The following is an 11,905-nucleotide window of genomic DNA, read 5'->3' as shown; positions in this document are numbered from 1 at the left end:
AAGCCATTTATTCCCACTGTAACACTAGATATTGATATTTGGGTTTTCCAAAGTTTGGACGATAAGCCACTATTAGAGATAGTGGCTTATCTAAATCCCAAAGGGGCCTTTGCAAAGTTCGCTTGCTCAGTCTTCGCCACTCTCTTTTGCATAGGCCCAAAGTCACTATAAAGAGGGTTTTGCCTACGGCCATTTAGCTGGGTGAATTGCTGTAAGGAGGGTTCAAAATCAAAAGAGCGTCTACAGGGCGAAAAAATTAGCGAGCTAAAGCTCTACATAACTGCTTTTCGCTCCGCTCCCATCAAACCTACGGTTTAATAATCCCTTAAAAAACAAAAGAATGGTTACACCATTTAAAGTTTAAAATAAAAATGCCTGGTCAAACATTAGATTTTTCTAACGGTTGACCAGGCATTAATTTTTTATCCTGGTGAATTCGCACAATGTGCATTATGTGTAAATGTCGGCTACGCCGCCCGTTCGCAGCTGGCGCAGTGTAGCGAACGGCAAGCATTCAACATAATCGCTTAGGTTATTGTGCGCATTGCTGTGGCGGATCAACGCAAGAGCTGTAATTAGAACTACAGCTTTAATCTTGTTAATGTTAAGTCTTCATCACTTACGACTTCAGACCACTCATTTTCATTTAAGTGAACTTTACATTTAAAGAAACGGCGTCTTAAGCTCTAATAATCGGATCTAAGGTGTCTAATGCTGTTACCCCGATAAAGTGAATTTCACCAAAAGCATCGGTTAGCTTAACTGTGCCAATCGGGATTGCTGTTTCATCAGTATTAGCGAATATCTTTAATACATCATTAGCGATTAGAATCGAGGTATTATCAAAGCCGCCGCACCATTTAGAGACATCAATCATTCTTTTGCAAAGCTCGGCTGCTGATGTTCGCTGATTGAGGATCTGTTTAAAGGTACTGTCCTCAATATAATGCGCGCCATCAGAGGTTAAAATGAGACGTTTGATTTGGCGGATCTTAGGAAACGTAACCAGTTGCGGCTTGATGTCAGCCCCAACGCCCACAAATTGCAATAAGCCTTTGCTTAAATGCACGCCGGCGGCATCAGCATTTTGCCCTGCAAAGGTATCATCTTTTGAATACTGTTTAATTCCATGGGCTAAATTTGCATAAATACGGCTATCGCCCACATTGATCGCTTCAAACTGGCCATCACTATCAAAAATAAACGCCGATAAAGTCGCACCACCATTGCCATTATAAAGCGTGTAAACGTCATTATTGGCGTCTTCGACTGCAGTGATTAAGCGCTGGTCAATCGGCATTAATTGGTTTTTGATACAACTACTTAAAAATGTGGCGATACTCAGGCTTGCGCAGTTAGCGCCTGATGCCATTCCGCCCATGCCGTCGCACAATACACCTATGATAAACGACGTTGATGCAGAAACCTGGACTTGCACACATACAACCCGGTCTTGATTTTCAGGTCTGATATTGCCGATATCAGATGCCATGGCGACAGATGCGTTGAGTAATTCGCGTACTGAACCATTGTCAATGGGCCTATTTAACCAAAGCTGGATATGTTCTTTTAAAGCTTCTTGTTGCATAACGGTTTCTTCGATTTTTTGCATGTGAGTCGTTGATGGTTTCAATATAACGTAAGCAAGGTCGTTATGGTATCAGTCGAGGCTAAAAAGCTATTTCAAATTTCAAACGTGCAAGATTAAAGTCAATGAACTGCTTATTTAGGCTTTTTCGTTGAGTTTATAACTCTGAAAACTGATACCGGTGCCCTCCTCCTTTAGTCGATTTATTAGGCATTTATATAGTTACAGTCACAAACATGGTCTAGTATTTATTGCAGGCTAAGTTTGCGCTAATGGATATGTTGAAGGCGTTAAATGTGTCCTGCTTGTATATGCTGAGCTAGAGAAGCTCAGGTATTTATTCATTACCTAGGTTTACCCTTATGAGTGATAATCCAAAGCAATCGCATCTAATGCGAAACCTTTTCATCGCACTGAGTTTATTGGTTTTAGTCTTTTGCTTGAGTTACTTCTATATTCAGCATCAAAAAAACTACCCAAGCACCGATGACGCTTATGTACACGCCAATATTATATATATTGCACCGCAGGTAAACGGCAAGGTTATCAGCGTGAACGGCTCAGATTATCAAACCGTTAGTAAAGGCGACTTGCTGGTACAAATCGATCCCGCCCCTATTCAGGCAAAGCTAGATGAAGCGCGCGCAGCCTATTCTATGGCGCTACAAAATAATGCCGCTTCTGGCGATGCGATATTAGCGGCAAGCGCAAATGTAAGAAGTGCGGTGGCTCAACTTAATGACGCCCAGGCGACTTATCAGCGGATTAAACAATTGGTAGCGCAAGCATTACTGCCAGCACAAGATCTAGATGATGCCCGTGCAAAACAGGCAACAGCCGAAGAAAATGTCATCGCAGCGCGAGCAACGATGTCGCAGTTAATAAAAGCGCAAGGCGCCCAAGGAGACGACGCGCCTGAAGTTAAAAAAGCTGCTGCAACCTTAAGTCAGGCAAGCTTGTCGTTGTCTTACACTAACATTTTTGCCGCCCATAACGGCACGCTGGGTAAATTAGCAGTTCACGCTGGTAGTGTTGTATCACCCGGGCAAGCATTAGTGCCATTGGTTGTCGATAACACTTTTTGGGTACAAGCAAACTTTAAGGAAACTCAACTTGAGCGACTTAAAACGGGTTTAGCTGCCAGCATTACCTTAGATCTTTATCCTAAGGTCGATTATAGCGGTCACATAGAAGCTATTTCTCCTGCAAGTGGCTCATCTTTTTCTTTATTACCGCCAGAAAATGCAACCGGTAATTGGGTTAAAGTGCCGCAGCGCTTTCCTGTATTAATCCGTTTAATCAACGAACATCAACACCCTGATTTTCCCCTGCGTGTTGGCGCGAGTGCCGTTGTGACAATTGATACGGTCTCGCCCATTGCTACAGCGAACAGCATCACAAGTAACCTTAGCAACATAGATGCGAAAGTCGTCAGAAATAATAATGTTGAAAACCGCGATTTAACTAAAACCAGTAAAACAAACAATTCAGTAGACCTTGTAGAGTAGCAACGCAATGGCTATAGAATCGCAAGGCGCAGTCTGTGCAAAATCTGATAATACGGTTGTAGAAAGTCAGGTTTTAAGTGAAGGCAGCCGTAAATTGGTGACTTTGGCTGTAATGCTGTCTGCAATTATGGTGCTGCTTGATATGACCATTGCCAATGTGGCGTTACCTCACATGATGGGCGCTTTGGGAGTCACATCAGATCAGATCAGGTCACTTGGGTACTGACATCTTACTCAATGGCGGAGGCCATATTTATCCCACTTGCGAGCTTTCTCGCGCTTAAATTTGGTATTCGTCAGTTACTCCTTTTTTCGGTGAGCGGTTTTATTGTGAGTTCAGCGCTGTGCGGTCAAGCCGATACGATTGCCGAAATGGTGACATTTAGGGTCATGCAAGGTGCGTTTGGTGCATCGGTGATCCCCCTGTCACAGTCAATCATGGTGCAGATTTACCCCGCTGCCGAGCGTGGTAAGGCGATGGCACTGTTTAGTGTTGGCGTGTTACTTGGGCCTATTCTTGGGCCAACACTTGGCGGCATCATTACTGAGAACATGGACTGGCGCTGGATTTTTTACGTTAACCTCCCCATAGGCGCAGTGTGCCTGAGTTTGATTTATCTGTTTGTAAAGCTAAACGGCAAAGGTAAGCCCAAAATTGATTGGCCCATCGTAATAGCGATGACCATAGGAATTGGTTTACTGCAAATGGTGCTAGATCGCGGTAACGATGAATCTTGGTTTGAATCAAACTCCATTTTGTTTTCAGCGATTATTAGTGTAATCGCAATTATATTTTTCGTTGCGCGTTCGTTTATTACCAAAAGCGATATTGCGCCAGTTTGGTTATTACGAGACAGAAACCTAGCCATGTCTTGCCTGGTGATGGCTGGCTTCTCTATGGGGATGTTCGGCATTACCCAATTACAGCCAATGATGTTAGAGCAGTTATTAAACTATCCAGTCGATACCACAGGCTTTGCAATGGCGCCCCGCGGGTTAACCTCCGCTTTTGTGTTGATTGCTATGGCCAGTTATATGGATAAGGTCGATGCAAGACTATTAATTGTTATAGGACTGAGTTTAAATGCATTTGGTACTTACTTAATGACCCAATATTCGCTGGAGATTAATATTTACTGGGTGCTATTGCCGAGTATTGTTCAAGGTGCGGGTATGGGATTAGTGTTCGCGCCTTTAAGCCAATTGGCTTACGCCAGTTTATCGCCTAAAGATACCGTAGGCGGCGCGGTGGTGTTTAACTTGTGCCGCACCATAGGAGGCTCTTTTGGTATTTCAATCGTCAATACTTATTTTACGCGAATAAAGCAGCAAGAATGGAATCAACTTGGCGGCGCGTTGTCTCCGAGTAATCCTGTTTTGCAAAATGCAGCCCATCAGCAAGGTGTCAGTATTACCGATCTGGGCTTTATCGCTCAGCTGCAAAATATGTTATTGCAGCAATCCACCCTTTTAGCTTTTGTGTATACCTTTGGCTTTCTATTAGTGTCTTACTTATGCTTAATTCCACTGCTTGCTTTGTTTAAGCCTAAAGCAAAAGCACAATAAGATAGTCGCTAACTAACAGCTATTAATCTACTCGGTTAATCTTCTCATTTAACCAGATAATGACCAGTATAGAACTTACAAGTATGACTAGCCTGGTTTGATACCTTTCGTTACACCTGTGTGCACCATTGGTTTTGCAGTGATGCGTGCTAACATTTTTACTTTAGTTGCGCCTCATCTAGCAATGCGCACCAACCTTGCGGCATCCTTGTGTTTACGTTGCCATTACGTATATCTTTATTTAGTAAATTAGCATGTTTATTTGCTTGACTCGTTTTTGATTATGACTAAACTACGCGCCGTTTGCCTGACGTGTAACTGCTGTAGCCCAGTATTGCTGGCGTTTTAACATAGTTAGGTAAGCCGTGTATTTTCTTTATTTAATCCAAGGACAATAAATGGCAAGCGATAATAATTATAGTTTAAGCCCGGTACCTGTTTCGGCACGTAAAGGCGTTCTTTCCCTAACAATGGTCATGTTGGGATTAACCTTTTTTTCAGCAAGTATGTGGACCGGAGGCACTCTCGGTACCGGACTCTCCTTTAATGATTTTGTTCTCGCTGTTCTCATTGGTAATTTAATTCTCGGTATTTACACTTCGTTTCTTGGTTATATTGGCGCTCAATCTGGTCTTTCGACTCACCTCCTCGCTCGTTACTCATTCGGTTTAAAAGGTTCATGGTTACCCTCGCTGCTTCTCGGTGGCACTCAAGTTGGTTGGTTTGGTGTTGGCGTGGCAATGTTTGCGATTCCAGTTCAAAAAGCCACAGGTATTGACACCAACACGCTTATTCTTATCTCTGGTCTGTTAATGACCATCACAGTTTATTTCGGTATTGGCGCAATCATGATTTTGTCGGCCATTGCTGTTCCTGCTATTGCACTCTTCGGTGGTTTCTCTGTATTGCAAGCGGTCGACACTATGGGCGGCATGCAAGGCTTAATGGCGATTGAACCAGAAAAGCCAATCGATTTTAATACCGCGCTCGTGTTAGTTGTCGGCTCGTTTATTTCCGCCGGTACCTTAACCGCAGACTTTGTACGCTTCGGTAAAAATCCTAAAACAGCCGTATTTGTGACTATGTTTGCCTTCTTTATTGGTAACTCATTAATGTTTGTCTTTGGCGCTGCAGGCGCTGCGGCAACTGGTCAAGCAGATATCTCTGAAGTGATGATTGCTCAAGGCTTGTTAATCCCTGCCATTATCATTTTAGGATTAAACATTTGGACCACTAACGATAACGCGTTATATGCTTCGGGTTTAGGCTTTTCAAATATTACCGGCTTACCAAGTAAGTACCTGTCTATTTTTAACGGTGTTATTGGTACCCTTTGTGCACTTTGGTTATATAATAATTTTGTTGGCTGGTTGACCTTCTTGTCTGCTGCGATTCCGCCGATTGGTGGCATTATTATCGCCGACTATCTAAGACACCGTAAAAAATATCAAGACTTTGCTAACGCTAAATTCTCTACCGTCAATTGGGCTGCCATTACCGGTGTTGCTATTGGCGTACTAGCAGGCCACATGTTACCTGGCATAGTGCCAATTAATGCAGTTTTAGCAGGCGCATTTAGTTACCTGTTGCTTGATGAACTGCAAAACCGCTTTATTAAACCAACAGTAAAATCAGATTGTGAAAATGCAACTAATGCATAAGGAAAACACCATGTCATCAGCAAATATGTTGATCAAAAACGTCACGCTTAACGGCAAGCAAGGCCTTCATCAATTGCTGATAGAAGATGGACAATTTAGTGCAATTGCCTCAATGGACGATGCGCTTACCCTAACGACGACTGCGCTAGAAACTATCGATGGCGAAGGCGGTATGGTTGTGGCGCCATTTTGTGAGCCACACGTTCATTTAGACACGACCCAAACGGCCGGTGAGCCTAGCTGGAATATTTCTGGCACCTTGTTTGAAGGCATTGAGCGCTGGTCTGAACGCAAGTCTATGCTGTCTATTGAAGACGTAAAGTCTCGCGCTAAGCAAACCCTAAAATGGCAAATTGCTAACGGTATTCAGCACGTTCGTACTCATGTTGATGTGTCTGATCCAACGCTTATTGCACTAAAAGCCATGCTTGAAGTTAAAGAAGAGATGAAAGATTGGGTCGATATTCAGATTGTGGCTTTCCCACAAGAAGGTATTTTATCTTACCCTAATGGCAAAGAGTTACTAGAAGAAGCGGTAAAACTCGGCGCTGATGTGATTGGCGCCATCCCGCACTTTGAATTTACCCGTGAATACGGTGTTGAGTCGCTGCATTATGTGTTTGAACTTGCGCGTAAGTATGACCGTTTAATCGACGTTCACTGTGACGAAATTGACGATGAACAATCTCGCTTTGTTGAAACGGTTGCCGCCCTTGCTCACAAATATGAAATGGGTGAGCGCGTAACCGCAAGTCACACAACGGCGATGCATTCATACAATGGTGCCTATGCCTCACGTCTATTCCGTTTACTGGGTATGTCCGGGATTAACTTTGTGGCGAACCCACTGGTTAACATCCATCTGCAAGGCCGCTTTGACGATTACCCTAAGCGCCGTGGTATTACTCGCGTTAAAGAGATGCTAGCTGCTGACATTAACGTGTGTTTTGGTCACGATGATATTTTTGACCCTTGGTATCCACTGGGTACAGCTAACATGCTACAAGTGCTGCACATGGGCTTACATGTTTGCCAAATCATGGGTTACGATCAAATTAACAATTCGCTTGAACTGATCACTAACAAGTCTGCGCGTACCTTGAATATTCAACACAAGTACGGCATTGAAGTGGGCAAACCAGGCAACTTACTTATCTTGCCTGCTGATAATGGTTTTGATGCACTGCGCCGTCAGGTGCCGGTACGTTACTCTGTACGTAATGGTAGAGTGTTGGCTGAAACTCAAATAGCGCAGACACAAATACATTTGGATACCGCTGAAGCAGTCACATTCCGCCGTTAACTGATAGGTTAATGCCGAAGCAATAGCCTAAGTAACAGCTGAAGTAAAATCTTAGGTAATTGTTTAAGTAATAGCAGGATTAAAAGATCCTGCTAATCATAACGGTTAAGTGACGTTCACTTAACCGTTTTTTTATCTCGGCTATTTTCTCGTCCGCCATGTACATCTATCTCGATGTTAAGCCGCTATTATTCGATATTTTATGTAGCAAGTATGCAGCGCTTACGCATCGATTATGCAAAAGCTAAAATATAACCCCGGGGATTTTTGATACTTCTATGCAAAGCGTTGCATAATTAACGTTATTTAAAACCAGACTTAAATGACTGTAACGCAGCTCACTTCCCGCTGTAATTGACATTGATTTCATTAATAATGTTTGTGACATACCAGCAGTGCGATAATTGGTTTAACGCCATTATTAATAGCTAGCTTGTTTGCCATTTATCGCCAGTGTTCACTTTTACTTGCTGCAATATTTTATTTTATCTGCTCGCTATGAGAGAATCCGCGCCCAGTTAAATTAGCCTGAATATGTAACGCCGCAGTGATTAAACAAGACAGAAATTTTGACGACCTCGCGCATAAATTTGCCGCCAGTATTTATGGCACCGCTAAAGGTGAAATAAGACAAACAGTGGTTTGGCAAGATATAGAACAGATTCTATCTGAGTTAGGTACGCCTGTTGGCAGCAGCGAACAATCTCCCGCTTTATCCGTATTAGATGCTGGCGGCGGGCTGGCGCAGTTATCGCAAAAGATTGCCGCGTTAGGTCATAACGTTAGTTTGTGTGATCTTTCTAGCGAAATGTTAGCGTTAGCAAAACAAGATATCACTGACAATCAGTTGTTGGATAACTACCGTTTTATTCATAGTCCTGTGCAGCAGATTGCTGAGCACCTTTCTGCGCCAGTCGATTTAATCTTGTTTCATGCGGTGATGGAATGGCTTGCCGATCCTATTAGTGCATTGGCTACATTAAGCGAGCAAGTTAAACCAGGCGGGATCATCTCTGTGATGTTTTACAACTATAATGGCCTGTTATTTAAAAACCTCATTTGCGGCAACTTAAACCATATCGAACAAGGTATGCCTCATCGTAAGCGTTTTAAGCTGCAGCCACAGCAAGGCATTAAGCCTGAGTCTGTGTATGGCTGTTTAGAGCAAGCTGGATTTGAGATCATAGGTAAAACTGGCGTTAGAACCTTCCATGATTACATGCAGAACCACGACATGGGTGACTTTACCTTTGAGCAAATTGTCGCGATGGAGCAAAAATTGTGTCGTCAGGAGCCGTTTTTATCGCTCGGACGCTACATTCATGTGTATGCGCGAAAACCAGTTTAAATTGGCGAAGTGTTGAGTCTGTTTTTAAGCCAATAATCTTAAGTCACTAACATTTAGCTATAAAATCTAAGCCAATTAACAGATAGCACGTGTTAGGTTTTATAGCTTCTTTATTATCCTTTAGTAGCCTAATTCATCTGTATTTAAGTTTAATTTGTTATAGTGAACGCGGATGTAAAGAGCCCTATTTAAGGGGTAAATTCATTAGCACTCGGATCAGTCGCTATTGAATAGCAGCACGCAAACGCAGGACGGCTAATCGCAAAAATGCGTCAAAATAAGCAACCGTAGAACACTGGGCTTTTAACGTCTAATACTCGTAACCACTAGGAAGACAATCGTTATCTCTATCTAACATTAGTATTAATTACATATTTGAGGTGATTAAAGCTCAACGAATGTGATCAGTAGCTATGTCGGTGATTATGACTAGTGGTTTTAGTCTATGGGTTATCTAGGAGGCTTTATGTTGTCGAACTCGGTGCTTATTATGAAGTGGTTGAGCTTAGTGGTGTTTTATATCGCGTTAATCAGGCTTTGCTATAAGCTTTAGTGCCCACTAAGCGATTGAATTGCCATTAGCTAGGATAACAGGAATAGCCTTTGATGCTTTTCCTGTTACCAACGTTAAAACTTAACTCTTTATTTAGCTAATAGCGGCTAACTCTTGCTTGATTGCATCAACAACGCTGCTTGGCTCTGCTAAATATTGAGAGTGATCAATAAAGACGGCTTCATCACCTTGAGTCATAACCAATACAGGGAATGCCGAGGTACCGATAGCTTCACCAATCTCAGCAATACCAGCTAAAACGCTCTCCGCTTCATGGCTAATTGCGTCTTTAAACACTTTGTTAGAAGGCGACAACTTATATTGGTTTATGATCTTATCGAAGTCTTCACGAGAGTTTAATGGGTTGCCCTCGACAAAATGTTGCTCCTGCAGGGCTTGTAGTAGTTCAAACTCTTTATCAGCTTGCTTGGATTGTACCCAAGACATAAAGTTGGCAGCTTTAATTGAGTTGGTTTTGTTATTTGCTTGCTTAAGGAATGCTTCGCCAAAAACAACTGAACTCGTTTGACTAACCTGCTCTACTTGGCCTTTTTTAGGTGCATCTTTGCCATTGAAATACGCGCAGTGCAATAAATGGGTTTCTGAAAAATCGAACGCTTGCAGTAGCTCAGCGACTACTGGAGTGGCGGCATAACTCCACGGACAATGTGTGTCGTAGATAAAATAAAGCGTTAATAGGTCATTTTGAAGATCTGGCTGATTTGCTGGCATTGACGGTGTTCTTATTAAATTTTCTATGGGGCGATCCTAAGTCCTTTAGGGTTTTTATTCAAATATCAATTTGGCGGTATGGGGCAGATATTTACAGTAAAAGCCAAATTTGTACGCTAAAAGCCAACAAAAAAGGAAGCCCGTGTATTTGGCTTCCTTTTTAGGGGCTAAGAACTCAGTATAGAGCTAACTAGGCAGACTGTGCATCACTGATGATTTCAGCCTGAACACCGTGCCATTGATAGTGGTTATTGGGCTTTTTACTGACCACACCGGCTGCAAACATTTTGGCAAATATCTCATCAACCTCTTCAGTAGAAATATTCAAGTATTGACCTACCGCTCTTTTAGTACAGTTAACACGTTTATCTGCAAGCACATCAATAACCTGCTCGTACATCGACTTAGGCTCTGCTTCCGGTAATTGTTTTGGCTCAAAAACCGGAATAAAGTCTGAATCGTCACTATGCAGACGGCGGTAAGCATCGAGTGTTATCGGCTCTAGTTGCTGCGATTGTTGTTTAAATCTTTGTCTAAAGCGATTTTCTTCACCAATTAAGCCTACAAAGAACGCGGCAAAAAAGTCTAAAAGAATCGATAAGAATACCACTAAGCCTAATTGTGCTGTTTCCGCTTTAATATTGAGTGATTGCGCCAAACTTTCGATTAAGCCGACAATCGAGCCTTGACTAACCACAGGCACACTATCACGTTGCATAGCCAACTTCTGTTGCTGCTCACGTAGTATTTTGTTTTCTTTTTGAATACGGGTTACGCCGGTGGCAATACGCTCCATTTGAATGTATTTTTCTGCTGCGACGTTATTTAGCTCAATCTGCTTATCAATAGCTGCAATTTGCATGTTAAATGCATTGACCTTGCTTTGCTGAACATGCACATGCTCTTGGGCTTTATTGGTCGCACTGTTAATACCACCGATTGAACCACCGATTGAAATTGCTGCTAACACGGCATAGAAACCTAGCGCCGAAAACATACCAAAGAAGTTCTTTCTCGAATATCTTTCACCCACTTCATACCAGGCAAAGAATTTACCCAGTTCAAAAATGACTGCTAAACCACCAAACAAGAGTTGCATGACGGGATCGTCGTCTATCGACAGAAACAGTAATAACGAAAATATAATGGAGGCTAGAATTGATGCGCCTGTAAAGCTGTAAACGCTCCACATAGCAAACTTGCCTTTTGGAAAACGTTCAGCGTGATTTTGTGTGTAAAGCATATAAGACTTCTAATATTGGTGTTCTAAGTGAATACGGATGAAATTCTGAGCAGTAATTTACAAGCTAATTACTTGAGAATAAGGACATTTAGCTTACACTAAACCAGTTTATTTCTCTTTAAAAAATCCAATCAACCAGATCTTATGCTTACTAATTCAGCGTAATACGGATATATGCTAACCACTTGTGTATAGATGTTATATAACCGGATGCATTTTGCCGTTATTACCGGCGTTCAGCGTTACTTGCGGTGTTTTATTGTGCTAAAAAACCGCCCTGCATTTTGCAAAAAAACACTCTAAAATGGATTTTATCCGGCAAAACTCAGCTAATAACAGCGAGTGTTATGCCGACATGTTTATTTAAGCTGACGCTAAGCTTTAGATCGACTTCATAGTTTAG

General features: G+C 42.3%; 9 protein-coding genes. 6 read left to right on the top strand and 3 right to left on the bottom strand.

What is annotated here, in order from left to right; all coding sequences use genetic code 11:
- Positions 1–679: 679 nt before the first annotated feature.
- Positions 680–1,612 carry a PP2C family protein-serine/threonine phosphatase gene (locus L2748_RS13135; protein WP_246616160.1) on the bottom strand — a complete coding sequence of 311 codons (933 nt, stop codon included), beginning with the start codon at positions 1,610–1,612 and terminating at the stop codon, positions 680–682.
- Between the two features lie 338 nt (positions 1,613–1,950).
- On the opposite strand from L2748_RS13135, the gene L2748_RS13130 reads away from it, so the two are divergent.
- The 6 genes from L2748_RS13130 to cmoM all read left to right on the top strand — a co-directional run bounded on the left by L2748_RS13130 (position 1,951) and on the right by cmoM (position 8,974).
- Positions 1,951–3,096 carry an HlyD family secretion protein gene (locus tag L2748_RS13130; RefSeq protein WP_220781353.1) on the top strand — a complete coding sequence of 382 codons (1,146 nt, stop codon included), beginning with the start codon at positions 1,951–1,953 and terminating at the stop codon, positions 3,094–3,096.
- 7 nt (positions 3,097–3,103) lie between these two features.
- Positions 3,104–3,322, top strand: a complete 219-nt coding sequence (locus L2748_RS13125; protein WP_246616161.1) for a hypothetical protein — start codon at positions 3,104–3,106, stop codon at positions 3,320–3,322.
- 11 nt (positions 3,323–3,333) lie between these two features.
- On the top strand, positions 3,334–4,662 hold the full coding sequence (locus L2748_RS13120; RefSeq protein ID WP_246616162.1) for a DHA2 family efflux MFS transporter permease subunit: 1,329 nt from the start codon (positions 3,334–3,336) through the stop codon (positions 4,660–4,662).
- A gap of 398 nt (positions 4,663–5,060) precedes the next feature.
- Positions 5,061–6,323, top strand: a complete 1,263-nt coding sequence (codB, locus tag L2748_RS13115; protein ID WP_220781354.1) for a cytosine permease — start codon at positions 5,061–5,063, stop codon at positions 6,321–6,323.
- 10 nt (positions 6,324–6,333) lie between these two features.
- Complete coding sequence (locus L2748_RS13110) at positions 6,334–7,626, top strand: cytosine deaminase (RefSeq protein WP_220781355.1); 1,293 nt, start codon at positions 6,334–6,336, stop codon at positions 7,624–7,626.
- Between the two features lie 547 nt (positions 7,627–8,173).
- On the top strand, positions 8,174–8,974 hold the full coding sequence (gene cmoM / locus L2748_RS13105) for a tRNA uridine 5-oxyacetic acid(34) methyltransferase CmoM (RefSeq protein ID WP_246616163.1): 801 nt from the start codon (positions 8,174–8,176) through the stop codon (positions 8,972–8,974).
- 646 nt (positions 8,975–9,620) lie between these two features.
- Here the strand turns inward: cmoM and L2748_RS13100 are convergent.
- Both L2748_RS13100 and L2748_RS13095 read right to left on the bottom strand, forming a co-directional pair.
- A complete protein-coding gene (locus tag L2748_RS13100; protein WP_220781356.1) occupies positions 9,621–10,259 on the bottom strand; it encodes a protein-disulfide isomerase in 639 nt (212 codons plus the stop codon).
- Between the two features lie 190 nt (positions 10,260–10,449).
- Positions 10,450–11,502, bottom strand: coding sequence for a Preprotein translocase subunit SecY (locus L2748_RS13095; RefSeq protein WP_220781357.1), 1,053 nt, complete (start codon positions 11,500–11,502; stop codon positions 10,450–10,452).
- Positions 11,503–11,905: the final 403 nt, after the last annotated feature.

This window comes from Shewanella sairae, from assembly GCF_023283535.1.
Taxonomy (GTDB): Bacteria; Pseudomonadota; Gammaproteobacteria; order Enterobacterales; family Shewanellaceae; genus Shewanella; species Shewanella sairae.
This window is presented reverse-complemented; position numbering and strand designations above follow the sequence as displayed.

Coding starts and splice junctions, on each gene's coding strand:
- L2748_RS13135 (WP_246616160.1), bottom strand. CDS start 1,612: ATGCAAAAAATCGAAGAAACCGTTATGCAACAAGAAGCTTTAAAAGAA.
- L2748_RS13130 (WP_220781353.1), top strand. CDS start 1,951: ATGAGTGATAATCCAAAGCAATCGCATCTAATGCGAAACCTTTTCATC.
- L2748_RS13125 (WP_246616161.1), top strand. CDS start 3,104: ATGGCTATAGAATCGCAAGGCGCAGTCTGTGCAAAATCTGATAATACG.
- L2748_RS13120 (WP_246616162.1), top strand. CDS start 3,334: ATGGCGGAGGCCATATTTATCCCACTTGCGAGCTTTCTCGCGCTTAAA.
- codB (WP_220781354.1), top strand. CDS start 5,061: ATGGCAAGCGATAATAATTATAGTTTAAGCCCGGTACCTGTTTCGGCA.
- L2748_RS13110 (WP_220781355.1), top strand. CDS start 6,334: ATGTCATCAGCAAATATGTTGATCAAAAACGTCACGCTTAACGGCAAG.
- L2748_RS13100 (WP_220781356.1), bottom strand. CDS start 10,259: ATGCCAGCAAATCAGCCAGATCTTCAAAATGACCTATTAACGCTTTAT.
- L2748_RS13095 (WP_220781357.1), bottom strand. CDS start 11,502: ATGCTTTACACACAAAATCACGCTGAACGTTTTCCAAAAGGCAAGTTT.